A 17,523-nucleotide genomic window follows, 5' to 3' on the forward strand; every position below is an offset into this window, starting at 1 on the left:
GCCTTATGGCACACGTTTTAGCTATTTGATTATTTTACCTTCATAGGAATGAGCTGTAGATTTCCTGTCCCGAAGAAGAGAGAATTTCTGATCATTCCGATTCTGTACAAATTAAGTATATAAAACATCATACATATAATTGTGGATATGCCAAACACCCTGATAAGTTCTTCAACAGTTGGCGGATATCCGTGTCTTCTTGCATAATTCCCAACATATTCAGCAATTTTTGATTCGAGTATCTTCATACGCCTACCTTCCTTTTAAAATTTGAAATACCATAAAAGAGATAATAACGTAATTTTGTTATCATTTTGTGTTTTCTTTCTTAATATTTCGTCAGAAATAGAATATTAGCACTTATTTATTCTTTATAATCTCTTTCACAAATTTATCCTACGAACTTTGCAGCAGAAAAGCCTAAAGAAAATAACCTGAGAACAGTTTTTTCATAGAAAACATGCCACAAATTCAGCCGAAAAAAATGAAGAAATTCTTAAAATCCGCATGTTTACTTGCATGCGGATTACTTATAAAAAATATTAGCACTCACTTGACAAGAGTGCTAACAAGTGTTATAACAGTTATAGAACAAGGGAACAGAAACAGGAAGCAATAATTTATAAGGCTTCTGTCCCTAATGCTCAAAGTTTATAAATATCATTTATATATAAGGAGGTAACTATTATGTTGATGCCTAGTATTTTTGATGAGAAATTGTTTGATAACTGGTTTGATTTCCCGATGTTTGGAGATTTTGATAACACCGAGAGGAAGCTTTACGGAAGACATGCCGACAGATTGATGAAGACTGATGTTCACGAGAACGATGATCACTATGAAGTTGATATTGATCTTCCGGGATTTAAGAAGGAAGAGATTAAGCTTGAACTTGATAATGGATATCTCACAGTAAGTGCTGCTAAGGGACTTGATAAGGATGAGACGGATCATAAGGGCAAACTTATCAGACAGGAGCGTTATAGCGGATCAATGCAGAGAAGCTTTTATATTGGTGAGAACCTTACAGAAGAGGATATTAAGGCAAGCTTCAGACATGGAGTACTTAGTCTTTGCGTTCCTAAGAAAGAACAGCCTAAAGTTCCTGAAAAGAAGATGATAATGATTGAAGGATAAATACTTTTAAGTTTAATTGATGTCCGGCCACTGAACTATTTTTGGTGGCCGGACTTTCATCTTGGCGGAGCACCTTCTTCATGCTCATAATTATGTTTTTTTCTATGTATTCTGGATTCTTTTTCATAGGCAGTCCAGCCCCAAGGTATCCGATTGGAAATGTGCAGTTCTCGGACACGGATGATGATTTTCAAGATGAAGAAATGAAGTGAGCTCGACTGCTACGAACAACGCTGAGTGGAGAGCTCCCTTCATTTTTGAGTCTTAGAAATCACACCGAAGATGAAAACATGCATTTCCGAATGGATGTCTTGGGGCTGGGCGTAAGGAAAGACACTACACTATTTATAAAAAATTTACGCAATATTTAATATAAATAAATATACATTCTCTTTAATTTATAATGAACCGATACTTATAGTGGTAGAATTATTTATATCATAATGAGGTCGGTGTTTCTTTTATGGCAAAACAGTCTACGCTTGAAAAAATACGAGTTGTATTAATTATGATAAGCGTCCTTTGCCTTATTATAGCTGTTATATTTTTAAGGCAGTTTGTGACGACGGATGAAGAAACCTCGATGGATGAACCTGCTTACAAGGGCGAGGTACAGCATCGAGTTCTTTTGTTGTCTTCTTATAATTCCCAATATTATACTTTTGATCCTCAGATAGAAGGACTTAGAGAAAGCTTTGATCCTAACGGCATTGAATTTGACGTTATGTTTATGGATGCAAAGAAACACGGTTCTGCTAAGGACACAGAGACTTTTCATGATTATTTTATTAATCGGGTTGATATAAAAAATGATTATGACGGTGTAATGCTCGGAGATGATGAAGCAGTAAAATTTGCCATGAAATACAAGGAGGAATTATTTGACGATATACCTCTGGTTTTCTTTGGTGTTAATAATATGACATTGGCACAGATGGCTGTTGAACGGTATGGAATGTATGGCTTTTTTGAAAATGATTATCTTATAGATACAATTGACCTTTCTATACAGCTAATGCCGGACAGAAAAAAATATTACGGAATACATGACAGTTCGCCTGCAGGACTCGCAGATATGGTGCTTTACAACAGAATGAAAAAGAAGTATCAGGGTTACGAGTTCAATGAAATAAATGTAGCTACAGTTCCTTTTGAGGATCTGCCAGAAATATTACAGTCTATCCCCAAGGATTCAGTTCTGATTTACATGACTTGCTTTACTGATTCCTCCAAAATTGTTCATTCAACAAATGAAATGACAAATATCATAACAAATAATACAAAGGTTCCGATTATGAGAAACTTTTCGAGCGGGTATTCTGACGGGGTACTTGGAAGTATAGGAATGGACTTTGTATTTCAATGCAAATCTGCAGCTACTGTAATGACAAATATTCTTACGGATAATCCTGTAAGCGGAGAGCGTCTTGTTGTAGAGACTCCGCATTATGCTGAATTTGATTATTCGGAGATTAAAGAGTTTGGAATAGATGAAACACTGCTTCCTGAGGATGTTGTAGTCTTTAATCATCCGCTGACATTCTTTGATATGTACGGAAAAATATTCCCTACCATGGGACTGATATTTCTTTCCATGGTATTCCTTTTGATGGGAGTATATGTCACTGTTTTAATAGGTAATGAAACTAACAACGAACTGAAAAAATCACGGGATGATCTTGAAAAATCTAAGGACCGTCTAAAATATCAGGCTGAACATGATGAATTTCTTGATATTCTTAACAGAAGAAGTGCTGTTGAATATTTGCGAAATAATCTGACTATAAAAAATATCTATTCTATTCTTATGATTGATATAGATAATTTTAAAGATGTAAACGAAACTTATGGGCACCAGCTTGCCGATGAGATACTTAAATATCTGTCCGGTAATCTTGAGAGCATAGCAAAAGAGCGTGAATGGATGATTGCCAGATACGGCGGTGATGAATTTTTATTAATGGTCCCGAAGGAACAGATTGATGAAAATTCTGAGACAATAGATGAAATCATGGACATTTTCAGGACTCCTATACCTGTTGGGGATGAGACTATTATCTTATCTTGTAGTATAGGAATTTCTGTTTCAGATGGCGTAACCTTACCGGATCAGCATATTATGAATGCTGAAATAGCAATGTATGAAGCAAAGCAGCGGGGACGTAATAAAGCGTTCAAATACGCTGATGAACTTAAAAAGAAAGTACGTGAAGAAAACAAGATCAAGGCAAAGATCCTTGATGCCTTTGATAATAACGGCTTTTACATGGTTTATCAGCCTCAGGTTGATGCGGCAACAAAGAAAGTTTCAGGCTTTGAAGCTCTTGTTCGAATGAAAGCAGAGGGCTTATATCCTAATGTGTTTATACCTATACTCGAAACAAGCGGATGGATCGGAAGACTTGGAAGGCTTACAACGGAGCTTGTAATAAAACAGCTTGCAACATGGCGCAAGGAAGGTTATGAATTACATCCTGTTTCTATTAATTTTTCAAGTAATCAGATAGGTGATACGAGCTATGCGGACTTTATAAAAGACCTTCTTTCACGTTATAATATTTCAGGAGAATTTATCGAAATAGAAATAACTGAAGGACTGTTTCTTGAAAGAACAGAGCAGGCAGAGCGTCTGTTTGACCAGCTAAAAGAGCTTGGAATCAAACTTTTAATGGATGATTTCGGAACAGGCTATTCTTCACTTGGATACCTGACTTATATTCCGGTTGATTATGTGAAACTTGATAAATCATTGGTAGACAGTTATCTTGTGGATGGAAAGGACTCTTTTATTAAAGATGTAATTCAGCTTGTCCACGACATTGATAAGCGTGTTATAGTTGAGGGTGTCGAGGAAAAATGGCAGTATGAGAGGCTTAAACTATTTAAGGCTGACATAATCCAGGGCTTCTACTTCAGTAAACCGCTAAGTCCATCAGAAGCGATACTGTTTGATGCGGGAGATAAATAAAATATTACATAGGGGATAATATTGTGGAAAAAAGTAATGAGTTCGAAGAGTATAGAAATAAACTCTTCAGAATAATATCCGTTGGATATATGGGGGATTTTCCAAGCGTTGCATATGATATTGTCGGAATAGTAGCACTTCTTTTAAATCTGACAGCTGCCTTTATGTCTACGTTTTCGAATATTGATGCAGCGTACGGAAAACTGCTAAGTCGTATTGAGTACTGGACAGTATTGTTTTTTGCTATCGATTATATTTTAAGGCTTGTATGCGCAAAATGCATTTATCCAGATAAATCTGAATTAAGGGCGATCATTTCTTATTTCTTTTCACTTATAGGAATAATAGATCTTCTAAGCTTTCTGCCATACTATCTTCCTTTTTTCTTTCCGGCCGGAGCAGCAGCGTTTAGAATGTTCAGGGTCGCCAGGGTGCTAAGGCTTTTTAGAATTAATGCCTACTATGATTCGCTAAACGTTATCAATGAGATTATAAAAAGCAAAGCCCAACAGCTTTTGTCCTCATTGTTTATTATCGCCGTAATGATGCTTGCTTCAAGTCTTTGCATGTATTCACTTGAACATGAGGCTCAGCCGGAGATTTTTGAAAATGCATTCTCGGGAATCTGGTGGGCTGCTTCTACGCTTCTTACCGTCGGATATGGTGATATTTATCCTGTGACCTTTTTAGGAAAAGTATTCGGAATATTTCTTGCATTTCTCGGTGTGCTGATGGTAGCTATTCCTACAGGTATTATTTCCGCAGGGTTTGTGGAACAATATACTAAGCTTAAACACATGGGAGATTATTCTAAAACAATAGATATGCACTTTATAAAAGTGCAGCTGAATTTAAAAGATAAATGGGTCGGAAAAAAGATAAGAGATATAGATATTCCTCATGGTGCCCTTATTGCAATGATACAAAGACAGGGACATGTTATCATTCCAAATGGAAATATTGTCCTTGAACAAGGCGATAAGGTTATCATAGGTGCTCAGTCTCTTAAAAATGATACGCCTATGTCTTTAAAGGAGGTTACACTTGGTCCGACACATCCATGGAACAATCAGTTTATAAGGAATCTGGATTTCCCAAGACAGACAATTTTGTTGTCTATAAAGAGAGGCCCAAGAACCATAATTCCCAAAGGCGGAGTAAAGCTTCAAAAAGGTGACACTATAGTAGTGATTTCAAAGGTACATCTTCCTGAAGAGGATGAGATTAAAGTTTAAAAAAAGCATTCCCTTACTTAAGATACCGTCCCTAAAAAAATTAAAATTGGGGACGGTGTAAATAAGGGAATGCTTATTTTATTTTGAGCAGAGCACTTTGCGAGTAGCTGTACTTACTATGCATACGCATCTACACCACGCAAATCTGTATTGGGTACATACTTTCTTACAATATCTTTATAACGGATAAGATCATCTGTGGCAGGTGCAGTGAGATGTTTATCAGGCACAGTATCTCTTGGGGTAAACTGCTGCAGGTAGTAAGCTTTTGCCCCCAAAATCCAACTGCCTATATCATCAAAATCGGAATCAGTGTGTAATTCATGGACTACCGTAGTTCTGAATTCATAATCTACACCGGAGTTCATTATGATATCGATGCTTTTTGAAATAACAGAAATATCAAGAGATGGCAACCCGCAGGTAAGTGCATATTTTTCTCTGGAATTTTTAATATCCATTGCAATGTAATCCAATAGCTTTTCTGAAAGAAGCTTTTGCAGTACTTCAGGATGGAAACCGTTGCTATCTAGCTTAACAAGAAATCCCATGTTTTTTATAGATTGTAATAAATCGTGAAGTCCCGGATTTAAGCATGGTTCACCTCCGGTAACGACTACACCGTCCAAGAGCCCTTTCCTTTTTTCGAGAAAACTAAATAACTCGTTATCATCCATTACGGGAGCGAGCTTCCCTGTTACGATTTCATAATTATGACAAAACGGACATTTAAAATCGCAACCGCCTAAAAAGACGGTTGCTGCAACTTTTGACGGAAAGTCCAATAATGTCATTTTTTGTAAGCCATGTATTTTCATGATGCCTGTTTGAACTCATGCCTTGTTATTCCGGGAAAAAGATTTGCCTTAAAAAGTGCCGGGCGAAGTGCATTGTAAAGAATAACAGCAAGCAGAGAATTAATAACTGCATTAATTATTGTTGCATAAGTTGTTACTGCAACGAGAGCGCTTATTGCTGAAGCTGCTTTTTCTGCATTGGGAGTAAGGAGTGTATACCATACATATTTAAGAGCAGGCTCAAATACACAGTTAAATGCAAGGCCGATGATAGCCGCCAAAGCAGACCATTTCATAACATAGGTCTTTTTGTGATCATCGGATAATTTTGCGAATTTGTGGGCAACAAGTCCGACAACAAGACCTATTACAAGCTTGCAGATAAAGGTTCTCGGTGCGGAGGCTGCGTAGCCGGAGATGATATCTGCAAGAGATAAGCCTATCGCTCCGGCAAGTCCGCCGTAAAGACCTCCCAATAATAATGCGCCGAGTACTACAAATGCATTGCCCAGATGAACCTTGGTTCCTGAAGCATTGATAGCGGGGAATACAGCATAACCGACATAGCAAAGAGCTGCCATGAGTCCTGCGTAAGTAATTTTTGTAACGTGATCGTTTCTCATAATCTCCTCCGTGTTAATTTTTATATTGTTTTCCGTTGACTAATTAACTGCCCATAATATATCATCAAACTGGTAGTATTAAAAATATCAGATTTAGATTTTTTTATATAACCAGAAATGAGGAAGGCATGGACAACAATAAGAGATATCTGAAGGTATATGAACAGGTAAAAGAAGATATTATAAACGGAAGATATAAAACAGGCACAAAGCTACCTTCAAAAAGGGTAATGGCTGAAGCAACAGGCGTAAGTGTTATTACCATAGAACATGCCTATGAGCTTCTTTCCGAGGAAGGATTTATAACACCTAAGGAAAAAAGCGGATACTTTGTAAGCTTTGATGATAAAGAAATATATACCGGAATTGATGATGGAAATCTGTTTCCAGTCGAAAACAAGAGGAAGATAAGTGAGAAAATAAATAACGCAAGTACCAAAAGTGCGCCAAAGTTTTCATATTCAATTTACGCAAAGACTGTAAGAAGAGTTCTTAGTGAATACGATTCTTATATAATGAACAAATCACCAAAGGCAGGGACTGTAGAGTTAAGGAATGCAATCGCGAGGTATCTTAGCAGGTCAAGGCGACTTGAGGTAATGCCGGATCAGATAATAATCGGGGCTGGAGCGGAATATCTGTACGGCCTTATCGTGCAGACCTTTGGCAGAGACATCGTGTATGGCATCGAGAGCCCTTCCTATCAAAAGATTGCCAAGGTATATGAGGCCGGAGGGGCAAATATTGAAATGCTGAATCTTGGAAAGGATGGGATAGAGAGTAATGAGCTTTGGAATGGAACTATGAATGTTCTTCATATCACACCATACAGAAGCTTCCCGAGCGGAGTTACCGCATCGGCCTCCAAAAAAAGAGAATATTTAAAGTGGAGCAGAAAAAAAGAAGGTTTTATTGTAGAAGACGATTTTGAATCTGAGTTTACTCCAAGCAGAAAACCTGAGGAAACGATTTTTTCACTTGATAGCGAGGGGAGAGTAATATATGTAAATACCTTTACCAGAACCATAGGCAGCAATGTGAGAGCAGCATACATGGTTCTTCCGGAAAATCTTCTGGAACTGTTTGAGGAAAAAACAGGCTTTTACGAATGCCCTGTACCTACTCTTGATCAGCTGGTTATAGCAGCACTTATTGAGAGCGGAGATTTTGAAAGACATATAAACAAGGTCAGGCGTCAAAACAGAAATAATCATGTATAATGAAAATGAATTAATATAAATGAAATGAGGCATGAAATATGAATTTAAAGGAATTATCCCTTGGACATTCCGCAGTGATAACCAAGGTTGGCGGTGAAGGAGCGCTTAGACAGCACTTCCTTGATATGGGAGTTATCCCCGGAGCTGAGGTGACTGTTATTAAATATGCGCCGCTGGGAGATCCTATTGAATTACAGATACATGGATATGAATTGACTTTAAGGCTTTCCGATGCTGAAAAGATAGAAGTATCCAGGATTGATGACAGAAAAAATAAACATGAGAGAATTACAAAGATAGAAACCTCTGAACATCCCGGTCTTGGTGAGGATGGAAAATACCACAACAAAAACGATGAGAAGGAAATACCTGATTGGAGCACACTGACCTTTGCGCTTGTAGGTAATCAGAACTGTGGAAAGACGACTTTATTTAACAAGCTGACCGGAGCCAATCAGCATGTGGGTAATTTTCCCGGTGTTACAGTGGATAGAAAGGACGGACCTATAATAGGTTATCCCAATACCCTTGTAACAGATCTTCCCGGAATTTATTCAATGTCTCCATACAGTAGTGAAGAGATCGTTTCGCGTAATTTTGTTTTAAACGATAAACCTAATGCTATAATCAACATTGTTGATGCGATGAACATTGAGCGAAATCTGTATCTTACGATGCAGCTTCTCGAGATGGACATTCCCATGGTTGTTGCTCTTAACATGATGGATGAAGTAAGAGGAAACAACGGCTCAATAGACATAAACAGGATGGAAGCACTTCTTGGTGTTCCGGTTGTTCCGATATCTGCTGCTAAAAATGAAGGCGTTGCGGAGCTTATAAGACACGCAGTCCACATAGCAAAATATCAGGAAAGACCTGAAAAGCAGGATTTTTGTCAGAAGAGTGATCATGGCGGTGCTATTCACAGAGCGATACATGCTGTTGAATCGATTATTGAGGATCATGCTGAAAAAAGAGAAATACCATTAAGATTTGCTACAACCAAGATTATGGAGGGCGACAATCTTATAGCTAAAAGCTTGCAACTTGATGAAAATGAACTGCAGACTATTGAGCATACCATAGTTCAGATGGAAAATGAAAGTGGTATGGATAGAAGCGCCGCAATTGCGGATATGCGCTATGACTTCATCGAAAGAGTATGTGAGCAGACAGTGGTTAAACCCGGAGAAAGTAAGGAGAGAATAAGGTCTGAAAAAATTGACTCAGTTCTTACAGGGAAATGGACCGCTATACCGTTCTTCATCCTTATAATGGGGATAACTTTCGTTCTTACCTTCAATATAATAGGTCCGTTTTTTCAAGATCTTTTAGCTGCGGGGATAGATAGTATTAAGAATCTGGTTGAAGGATGGATGCTGAAAGGCGAAGTGAACGAAGCAATCAGAGGATTGGTTATACAGGGAATATTTGAAGGTGTTGGAAGTGTTGTCAGCTTTCTGCCGATAGTTGTTATACTGTTCTTCTTTTTGTCCATAATGGAAGATAGTGGTTATATTGCCAGAGTCGCATTTTTTATGGATAAGATTTTAAGAAAAATAGGTCTTTCCGGAAGAAGCATAGTTCCCATGCTGATAGGTTTCGGATGTACGGTTCCGGCGGTTATGTCAACAAGGACACTTCCATCAAGACGTGACAGGAGAATGACGATTCTGCTTACTCCTTTTATGAGCTGTACTGCGAAGGTACCTGTCTATTCCTTTATTGTGGCAGCATTTTTTCCAAGGCGTGGGGGGCTTATAATTACAGGCCTGTATCTGCTTGGGATTATAGTTGGAATTCTGGTTGCACTTATATTTAAGAATACTGTTTTTAAGGGAGAAGCAGTGCCCTTTGTTATGGAACTTCCGAACTACAGAATGCCCGGAGTAAAGAATGTCATGCAGCTTCTTTGGGAAAAGGCAAAGGACTTTTTGACAAAAGCATTCAGTATTATATTTATTGCAACGATCGTAGTGTGGTTTTTACAGAGTTTTGATATGCATCTTAATCTGACAGATAATTCTGCAGACAGTATTATGGCAGCTATTGCAGGAATTCTGGTCCCCTTTTTCAAACCTATAGGACTTGGGGACTGGAGAGTTGTGACTTCACTTATAAGCGGATTTATTGCTAAAGAGAGTGTTGTAGCAACAATGGAAATACTTTTTCCGGGAGATATTTCATCTGCGCTTAGTACCACTGCAGCTGCATCACTTCTGGTGTTTTCACTCCTGTATACACCATGTGTTGCAGCGATTGCTTCTATTAAAAGAGAACTCGGAATCAAGTATGCTGCCTGCGTTGTATTATGGCAGTGCGCGATTGCATGGATAGTTGCCTTTGTGACAAGCCTTATAATCCGATAATGTATACTATTTCTTTTCCTGAATAATTTCATTTCGGTATATCTTTGGTGACTTGCCAAATTCTTTAACAAATGCGCGGTAGAAAACTGAATAATCGTTAAAACCGTAGGCTTCTGCGGTGGCGCGAATATCCTGCCCGTTTAAAATGGCGTCTTTGCACATGCTAAGGCGCTTTTTTGTTACGTATTTATGCAGAGGGAGACCATTTGTATCCGTAAACAGGTGTGAAATATGAAACTTACTAACGTGAAATCTGTCGGAAAGTATATCCAAAGACAAATCCTCGTCAATATGCGTCTCAATATACTGGATTATGCTCTGATAGAGTGAATCCGGTGCCGATTCACCGATGGAAGGATTTTCTGCTTCATGGACAATTCTGTTGATTGAAAGCATAAAATCACTTACAAGGATAAGGATTTTTGCATCACGTCCGAAACGCCTGGAATGAATTTCGTCTATAAGAGTAAATACCTTTCCCTGAATAGTATTGAATTCAATTTCATTAAATTTATGAATGAAAAAATTACCGGTAGTTTTTGTTTTGTCGGTAAGGAACAGATAGTCTTCTGATATATTGGCAAGAGAATCAAGAAACTGACCGGTAACCCAGAAAACAAATCTCCTATAGGGCATATCGCCGTCAAGAAGCCTTGCGAAGTGAGCTACTCCGGGCGGAATAACTATCATTGTTCCGGGAGTAGGAACGAAGGATTTACCGTCAATGTACATGATGATATGACCGCCAATGAAAAAATAAAACTCATAATAATCATGTGTATGCGCTTTTACATCGGGGATAGCTCTGTCATTGTAATAATATATTTCGAAATCACGAGAAAGCATGTACTGTCTTGTGCTAAATTCGGTCTTTAAATTTCTTTTCATAAAAATCTCCGGGCATGCAATAACATATATAAAGAAACTAACATACTTTACCAAGTTTTAATAGAGTTTTAATGGTAGTTGAATATTCATAAATGTAGAATAAAATCATAAATATCTGCCTTATGAATAAAAAACACTTGATGAGGCAGGTTATGTCGGCTAATAATATAGAGGTGAATCCAATGCTTGACATTTTCATTCTTGTTGGAGCGACAACCCTTACACTCAGCGGTGTAATGGGAGCAATACTAATGGTATCGTGGCCAGACAGACCGCAGAATATCAAGGAAATGCATCTTAAATGGAAGATTGCATTGATAATAGAAGCGGTTCTTGTATTGGTTACTTTAGTTATGTTCATTTTATCTGTGGTATTTTGGTTCTTAAACGGCCGTAAACTATAATAACCGTATAGGGAACAGGATTGTCAGGCAGTAACAGCACCGGAACTATTTGAGTAATAAAAATATTTTTATAGATGAAGAGGAGCAATGATATGAAAAATTACAGATTAAATACGAAATGTGTTCAGGGGGGATATACACCCGGAAACGGAGAACCCAGACAAATTCCCATTATTCAGTCAACAACCTTTAAATATGATACCAGCAGTGACATGGGAAAACTGTTTGACCTTGAAGCTTCCGGTTATTTCTATACAAGACTTCAGAATCCCACAAATGACCACGTTGCGGCAAAGATTGCTGAACTGGAGGGAGGAACTACAGCAATGCTTACATCTTCCGGACAGGCAGCTAATTTTTTTGCGCTGTTTAATATTTGTGAAGCAGGAGATCACATCGTTTCATCTGCGTCAATATACGGCGGAACCTTTAACCTTATGGCAGTAACAATGGCTAAAATGGGAATTACTACAACCTTTGTAGCACCTGACTGCTCAGAAGAGGAATTGAATGCAGCATTTCAGGACAATACGAAGGCTGTTTTTGGTGAGACTATTGCTAATCCTGCTCTTACCGTTCTTGACATTGAGAAATTTGCAAAAGCAGCTCATGAGCATGGAGTGCCACTCATCGTAGACAATACTTTCCCTACACCGGTAAACTGCAGACCTATTGAATGGGGAGCAGATATTGTAACACATTCGACCACTAAGTATATGGATGGTCATGGAGCATCAGTAGGCGGAGCTATTGTTGATTCAGGTAAATTTGACTGGATGGCACACGCTGATAAATTCCCCGGACTTACAAAACCCGATGAGTCATATCATGGAATTGTTTATGCTGAAAAATTCGGAAAAGAAGGTGCCTTTATCACAAAAGCTACATCTCAGCTTATGAGAGACCTTGGCAGCATACAGTCACCTCAGAATGCCTTCTACTTAAATCTTGGCCTTGAGTCACTTCATGTACGCATGCCGCGTCATGTTGAAAATGGCACTGCGGTAGCCGAGTTCCTTGAAAATCATCCCAAGGTTGTAAAGGTTAATTATCCCGGTCTTAAGAGTAATCCTTATTATGATACTGCCATGAAATATATGGGAAATGGCGGATGCGGTGTTGTATCCTTTGAAATTGAAGGCGGAAGAAAAGCAGCAGAGGAGTTTATGGGCAAATTAAAGCTTTGTGCAATTGAAACTCATGTTGCAGATGCGCGTACCTGCTGTCTGAACCCTGCGACATCAACGCATCGTCAGATGACAGATGAACAGCTTGAAGCAGCCGGTATTCCTGCAGGACTTATCAGAATTTCATGTGGCCTTGAAGATAAGGAAGATCTGATTGATGATATTAAACAGGCACTTGCATGATAAAAACATTATGTAGATAAGGAAAAACCTCATTCTGCATTTTTTCGCAGGATGAGGTTTTTTGGTTATATTCATTAGAATGAAACTTCATTTTTTTGCAGGAATTTATGTCACTTAGATCAGTTGTCCAAATTATGCTCTTTCAATAACATGCGCCATTACATGGACAGCATAAAGACTCATAGCAGCACGGCTTTTTTTGAGGTCATCCGTAAGTTCGAAATAAAGACCCTTATCGTCGTAATCCTTTTTAAATACGGGAGAGAAAATTGCATCCCACTCCATAAGATACTGCCCCGGCTTTCTGGTATAGCAATTGGCAGCCGTCGCCTGTACTCTATGGGATTTATCCACAAACTGTGCAACAGACTTATGCAGTGCCTGATCTTCTGAAGGAAGATAGTAATAGTCCTTATAATTGTTATAGAAATATTTGAGCTCGGTTTCAAGCAGCGGGATCCTTAAGGTTGCAGTGTCACCTTCTGCTTTAAAAAAGCAGCCGTCGGCAGATCCGCCAATTGATGAGGGAAGAGTGTCCGGAAGAGATATTTTCATGATGATCTCTTCTTTTTCTTTGCCTTGATAATCATTGTAATAATTGGCCTGCACCTTCATGGCTCTGACAGGCAGATCTATAACCGCATCAGGATTTTCATTATCGGAACAATCGTCAATTGAAAAGCCGGTTCTTACCTGAGGGTATTCAGGAGCATCTGTTCTGAAAAGGACAACATTTCTGTCCAAAAGTGATTTGAACAGGTCATGGTAATACAACGAGGGAAGAAGTAAAAACATTCCTCGAACATCATCTGCATTATGAAGAAGCAGGAGATTGTATGATTTTTCATCCTGTTCTATAAGATAATCCTTGTAAACTTTTATGAGCTCACCACCGGAATATACATCATTTCTGTCTATGCCGAGAAAAAGCTCGATAGTTTTTTGCTTGCAGTCGGGAATCCCCAATACGTTTTTATATGGTGCAAGACGCTTGTATATATCAAGTGAAACACAGCTTTCAAGCACATTGATTATTTTGAAACGGTCACATTTAAACTTTATGAACGGAAGATCAAACCTGTCACCGTTGAAATGAAGAAGGATTTTAAAGTCCTTTGCAAAAGACATAAAAGCATTTAGTACATCTTCTTCTTCACCGCGCTTGTCTGCAAAATATTGTCTGAGATTCCAGATGCCGTTTTTGTAATAGGCACATCCGATAAGGTAAAGCACGCTACTTTTTGGTGAAAGCCCGGTAGTCTCAATATCTATAAATAATATTTCTTCAGGGGAATTGCAGATCCTTTCAAGGGGATATCCTTCAGCTGCGTCTTCGATAATTTCGTCAATTATTCTCATACCATTTCTCCGGAAAATCTAAAAAAATTTAATAAATCTACAAACATATATATTTTATCATAGAAATTGTGAAAATAAATGAGTAGATTTCTTATTAAAATCTGACTAATAGGACAAATTTTGTAGTATAATAATTGCAGAATTTTTATTCGTTTGGAATAAAATTATTCTTATGGGGGCTTCTTTTTATATTTCCATTTAAATAATAATATTCTGAACAAAAAAATAAGGCCTTAAATGGCTAAAAAAGGAAGGGTAGGAAATGGCTAAATTAACTTTTGTGGGAGGAGTGCATCCTTACGAAGGTAAAGAACTTTCGAAGGATAAACCCATCAAGGAAATTCTGCCAAAGGGTGATCTTGTCTATCCGATATCTCAGCATATCGGAGCACCTGCAAAGCCTATTGTTGAAAAAGGCGATCATGTACTGGTGGGACAGAAGATTGCGGAAGCGGCAGGGTTCGTCTCAGCACCGATCTACGCATCGGTATCCGGAACAGTAAAGGGAATTGAGAAGCGCAGACTCGCTACAGGGGGTATGTGTGACAGTATCATCATCGAGAATGACGGCCTCTACGAAGAGGGCGAGATGCTTCCTACAAAGCCTCTTGAGGAACTTACAACCAAGGAAAAGATCGACCTCATACGTGAGGCCGGTGTTGTAGGTATGGGAGGTGCGGGATTCCCGACAGCAGTCAAATTATCTCCTAAAGAACCAGAGAAAATCGAATACGTAATTGCAAACTGCTCGGAGTGCGAGCCTTATCTTACGAGTGACTATCGTCGTATGATTGAGGATCCTGAGCTTCTTCTGAGTGGGCTTAGGATTGCGGTTTCGCTTTTTCCTAATGCAAGGGGGATTCTGGCCATTGAGGATAACAAGCCTGACTGTATTGCAAAATTCCGTGAACTCACAAAAGATGACGATAAGATAATGGTTAAAGCACTTCAGACTAAATATCCTGAAGGTGCTGAACGTATGCTTATTTATGCATGTACAAAGAGAGAGATAAATTCTTCAATGCTTCCTGCAGATGCAGGTTGCATAGTTGATAATGTTGATACTTTGTGTGCTATCAGCAGAGCGGTTATGGAAGGCAGACCTCTTATGGAGAGAATTGTTACCATAACCGGTGATGCGGTTACAGACCCCAGAAATTATAAGGTCAGAATAGGAACAAACTACAGAGAGCTTCTTGATGACGCAGGCGGCTTTGTCAAGGCTCCCGCAAAAATAATATCAGGCGGACCTATGATGGGATTTGCCCTGTTTGATCTTGATGTTCCCACGACCAAAACTGCATCGGCACTTACATGCCTTACAGAGGATGCTGTGTCAGCCATGGAACCAAGCGCTTGCATTAACTGTGCTAAGTGTGTTGATGTTTGCCCTGAGAGACTTATTCCCAAGAATCTGGCTGATGATGTCGAGAACGGACAGGAAGAAAAATTCCTTGCCGAATACGGTATGGAGTGCTGCGAGTGTGGATGCTGCAGTTACATTTGCCCTGCCAGAAGACAGCTCACTCAGCTGATCAAGGGTATGCGTAAGATACAGCTTGGAAAGAGGAAGAAGTAAACGAAAGGAAAAAAACAATGAGCGATATGATGAAAGTTTCGTCAAATCCGCATGTTCGGTCCAGTGTGACGACCTCAAACATCATGATGTGGGTTGTCATAGCACTTCTTCCGGCTGCAGGCTTTGGCATTTACAATTTCGGAATAGACGCACTGATAATACTCGTGCTTTCTGTGTTATCAACGGTTTTGACCGAATTTTGTTATGAAAAGATTTTAAACAAAAAGATAACGGTAACTGATTTTTCAGCGGTTGTAACAGGGCTTCTGCTTGGTATGAACCTTCCATGCACAGCTCCGTGGTGGCTTCCGATAATCGGCGGTATATTTGCAATCCTCGTTGTAAAGATGCTGTTTGGCGGCCTTGGACAGAACTTCATGAATCCGGCACTTGGTGCAAGATGCTTTTTGCTTATTTCGTTTCCGGCTCTCATGACCAACTTTACAACCGATACCTATACCTCAGCAACACCGCTTGCTGCATTAAAAGCAGGTGAGGATGTTAAGGTTATAGATATGATTATCGGTAATATCCCCGGAACTATTGGTGAGACCTCTATGATTGCCATAGTAGTCGGTGCATGTATTCTTATTATGCTTGGAATCATAGACTTAAAGATTCCCGGATCCTACATCATTTCATTTGTACTATTCATAATCCTGTTTGGTGGTCATGGACTTAACGGTGCATATATTTCCGCACAGCTTGCAGGTGGCGGTCTTATGCTTGGTGCATTCTTTATGGCCACGGATTATGTAACCTGTCCTATTACTACGAAGGGTAAATATATATATGGCGTTTTCCTCGGTGTTCTTACCGGAATCTTCCGTGTATTCGGGGTGTCCGCAGAGGGCGTTTCATATGCGATCATTATCGGTAATCTGATCGTTCCGCTTATCGAGAAATATACGATTCCGAGAGCGTTCGGTATCAGACCCGTAGAAAAGAAGGAGGAGAAAAGGGCATGACAGATATAAAAACAATGCTGAAAAATGCACTCATTCTTTTCGTGATAACTTTTGTTGCCGGTATTTCACTTGGCGCTGTTTACCAGGTTACAAAGGAGCCTATAGCTTATCAGGAGCAGCTGTCTCTGATAAAAGCGAACCAGGCTGTTTTCCCCGATGCTGCAGATTTTGAAGATGCACAGTTAAATGAAGCTACTGCATCCCAAATTTTAAGCAATGCAGATTACAGTAAGATTTCCATTCTTGATGTGAAGAAAGCTGTTGACGGCTCCGGAAACGGAATAGGCTACGTTATTCAGATTTCAAGCGGCGGATACGGAGATAAGATAGTGTATTCTGTCGGAATTACAAATGATTCCAAAGTTAATGGGATTTCGCTTATCTCTATAAATGAAACTCCCGGCCTTGGAATGAATGCTGAGAAGGTTATTGTACCTCAGTTTTCAGGAAAGCCTGCAGCACAGTTTTCAGTTACTAAAAATGCAGCTTCTTCTGAGAGTGAGATTGAGGCAATTTCAGGTGCAACCATTACTTCGAAAGCAATAACATACGGTGTTAATGCAGCTGTTGAATATTTTCAGGCTGAGCTTGCCAATTAAGGAGGTG

The 17,523-nt window shown here is 39.1% G+C and carries 15 protein-coding genes; 10 read left to right on the forward strand and 5 right to left on the reverse strand.

Annotated features, from left to right (window positions below; translation table 11 throughout):
* Window positions 1-29 precede the first annotated feature (29 nt).
* Window positions 30-248 carry a hypothetical protein gene (locus BV60_RS0108945; protein WP_029321056.1) on the reverse strand — a complete coding sequence of 73 codons (219 nt, stop codon included), beginning with the start codon at window positions 246-248 and terminating at the stop codon, window positions 30-32.
* Window positions 249-687: 439 nt separating this feature from the next.
* Here BV60_RS0108945 and BV60_RS0108950 point away from each other — a divergent pair, with 439 nt between their 5' ends.
* The 3 genes from BV60_RS0108950 (at window position 688) to BV60_RS0108965 (ending at window position 5,340) form a co-directional block, all read left to right on the forward strand.
* A complete protein-coding gene (locus BV60_RS0108950) occupies window positions 688-1,137 on the forward strand; it encodes an Hsp20/alpha crystallin family protein (protein WP_029321058.1) in 450 nt (149 codons plus the stop codon).
* A 463-nt stretch (window positions 1,138-1,600) separates the two neighbouring features.
* Window positions 1,601-4,105, forward strand: coding sequence for a GGDEF domain-containing phosphodiesterase (locus tag BV60_RS21880; RefSeq protein ID WP_029321059.1), 2,505 nt, complete (start codon window positions 1,601-1,603; stop codon window positions 4,103-4,105).
* A 23-nt stretch (window positions 4,106-4,128) separates the two neighbouring features.
* The gene (locus BV60_RS0108965) at window positions 4,129-5,340 is read left to right on the forward strand and encodes an ion transporter (RefSeq protein WP_035777191.1); all 1,212 of its coding nucleotides are present in this window, start codon (window positions 4,129-4,131) and stop codon (window positions 5,338-5,340) included.
* A 116-nt stretch (window positions 5,341-5,456) separates the two neighbouring features.
* On the opposite strand, the gene BV60_RS0108970 is transcribed toward BV60_RS0108965, so the two are convergent.
* Window positions 5,457-6,158, reverse strand: a complete 702-nt coding sequence (locus BV60_RS0108970; protein ID WP_029321063.1) for an anaerobic ribonucleoside-triphosphate reductase activating protein — start codon at window positions 6,156-6,158, stop codon at window positions 5,457-5,459.
* Window positions 6,155-6,760, reverse strand: coding sequence for an ECF transporter S component (locus BV60_RS0108975; protein ID WP_035777192.1), 606 nt, complete (start codon window positions 6,758-6,760; stop codon window positions 6,155-6,157). Before BV60_RS0108975 ends, BV60_RS0108970 begins: the two co-directional genes overlap by 4 nt.
* Window positions 6,761-6,888: 128 nt before the next feature.
* Here BV60_RS0108975 and pdxR point away from each other — a divergent pair, with 128 nt between their 5' ends.
* Window positions 6,889-7,980 (forward strand): MocR-like pyridoxine biosynthesis transcription factor PdxR, encoded by a 1,092-nt coding sequence (gene pdxR, locus BV60_RS0108980; RefSeq protein ID WP_029321066.1) that lies wholly within the window; start codon window positions 6,889-6,891, stop codon window positions 7,978-7,980.
* 38 nt (window positions 7,981-8,018) lie between these two features.
* Complete coding sequence (feoB, locus tag BV60_RS0108985) at window positions 8,019-10,349, forward strand: ferrous iron transport protein B (protein WP_029321068.1); 2,331 nt, start codon at window positions 8,019-8,021, stop codon at window positions 10,347-10,349.
* 6 nt (window positions 10,350-10,355) lie between these two features.
* Here the strand turns inward: feoB and BV60_RS0108990 are convergent, their stop codons facing one another.
* Window positions 10,356-11,237, reverse strand: a complete 882-nt coding sequence (locus BV60_RS0108990; RefSeq protein WP_029321070.1) for a helix-turn-helix transcriptional regulator — start codon at window positions 11,235-11,237, stop codon at window positions 10,356-10,358.
* Window positions 11,238-11,389: 152 nt separating this feature from the next.
* On the opposite strand from BV60_RS0108990, the gene BV60_RS0108995 reads away from it, so the two are divergent.
* Window positions 11,390-11,641 (forward strand): hypothetical protein, encoded by a 252-nt coding sequence (locus BV60_RS0108995; protein ID WP_029321071.1) that lies wholly within the window; start codon window positions 11,390-11,392, stop codon window positions 11,639-11,641.
* Window positions 11,642-11,733: 92 nt separating this feature from the next.
* Window positions 11,734-13,011 (forward strand): O-acetylhomoserine aminocarboxypropyltransferase/cysteine synthase family protein, encoded by a 1,278-nt coding sequence (locus BV60_RS0109000; RefSeq protein WP_029321073.1) that lies wholly within the window; start codon window positions 11,734-11,736, stop codon window positions 13,009-13,011.
* A gap of 132 nt (window positions 13,012-13,143) precedes the next feature.
* On the opposite strand, the gene BV60_RS0109005 is transcribed toward BV60_RS0109000, so the two are convergent.
* Window positions 13,144-14,370, reverse strand: coding sequence for a ribonuclease H-like domain-containing protein (locus BV60_RS0109005; protein ID WP_029321074.1), 1,227 nt, complete (start codon window positions 14,368-14,370; stop codon window positions 13,144-13,146).
* Between the two features lie 262 nt (window positions 14,371-14,632).
* Here BV60_RS0109005 and rsxC point away from each other — a divergent pair, with 262 nt between their 5' ends.
* From rsxC to BV60_RS0109020, 3 genes are read left to right on the forward strand one after another with little or no spacing between them, the layout of a single operon-like run.
* On the forward strand, window positions 14,633-15,949 hold the full coding sequence (rsxC, locus tag BV60_RS0109010) for an electron transport complex subunit RsxC (protein WP_029321077.1): 1,317 nt from the start codon (window positions 14,633-14,635) through the stop codon (window positions 15,947-15,949).
* A 17-nt stretch (window positions 15,950-15,966) separates the two neighbouring features.
* Window positions 15,967-16,917 (forward strand): RnfABCDGE type electron transport complex subunit D, encoded by a 951-nt coding sequence (locus tag BV60_RS0109015; RefSeq protein WP_029321078.1) that lies wholly within the window; start codon window positions 15,967-15,969, stop codon window positions 16,915-16,917.
* Entirely contained in the window at window positions 16,914-17,516 is a 603-nt protein-coding gene (locus BV60_RS0109020; RefSeq protein ID WP_029321080.1) for an RnfABCDGE type electron transport complex subunit G, read from the forward strand. Before BV60_RS0109015 ends, BV60_RS0109020 begins: the two co-directional genes overlap by 4 nt.
* Window positions 17,517-17,523: the final 7 nt, after the last annotated feature.

The organism is Butyrivibrio sp. AE3004 (genome assembly GCF_000703165.1).
GTDB lineage: Bacteria > Bacillota > Clostridia > Lachnospirales > Lachnospiraceae > Butyrivibrio.

Coding starts and splice junctions, on each gene's coding strand:
- BV60_RS0108945 (WP_029321056.1), bottom strand. CDS start 248: ATGAAGATACTCGAATCAAAAATTGCTGAATATGTTGGGAATTATGCA.
- BV60_RS0108950 (WP_029321058.1), top strand. CDS start 688: ATGTTGATGCCTAGTATTTTTGATGAGAAATTGTTTGATAACTGGTTT.
- BV60_RS21880 (WP_029321059.1), top strand. CDS start 1,601: ATGGCAAAACAGTCTACGCTTGAAAAAATACGAGTTGTATTAATTATG.
- BV60_RS0108970 (WP_029321063.1), bottom strand. CDS start 6,158: ATGAAAATACATGGCTTACAAAAAATGACATTATTGGACTTTCCGTCA.
- BV60_RS0108975 (WP_035777192.1), bottom strand. CDS start 6,760: ATGAGAAACGATCACGTTACAAAAATTACTTACGCAGGACTCATGGCA.
- pdxR (WP_029321066.1), top strand. CDS start 6,889: ATGGACAACAATAAGAGATATCTGAAGGTATATGAACAGGTAAAAGAA.
- feoB (WP_029321068.1), top strand. CDS start 8,019: ATGAATTTAAAGGAATTATCCCTTGGACATTCCGCAGTGATAACCAAG.
- BV60_RS0108990 (WP_029321070.1), bottom strand. CDS start 11,237: ATGAAAAGAAATTTAAAGACCGAATTTAGCACAAGACAGTACATGCTT.
- BV60_RS0108995 (WP_029321071.1), top strand. CDS start 11,390: ATGTCGGCTAATAATATAGAGGTGAATCCAATGCTTGACATTTTCATT.
- BV60_RS0109000 (WP_029321073.1), top strand. CDS start 11,734: ATGAAAAATTACAGATTAAATACGAAATGTGTTCAGGGGGGATATACA.
- BV60_RS0109005 (WP_029321074.1), bottom strand. CDS start 14,370: ATGAGAATAATTGACGAAATTATCGAAGACGCAGCTGAAGGATATCCC.
- rsxC (WP_029321077.1), top strand. CDS start 14,633: ATGGCTAAATTAACTTTTGTGGGAGGAGTGCATCCTTACGAAGGTAAA.
- BV60_RS0109015 (WP_029321078.1), top strand. CDS start 15,967: ATGAGCGATATGATGAAAGTTTCGTCAAATCCGCATGTTCGGTCCAGT.
- BV60_RS0109020 (WP_029321080.1), top strand. CDS start 16,914: ATGACAGATATAAAAACAATGCTGAAAAATGCACTCATTCTTTTCGTG.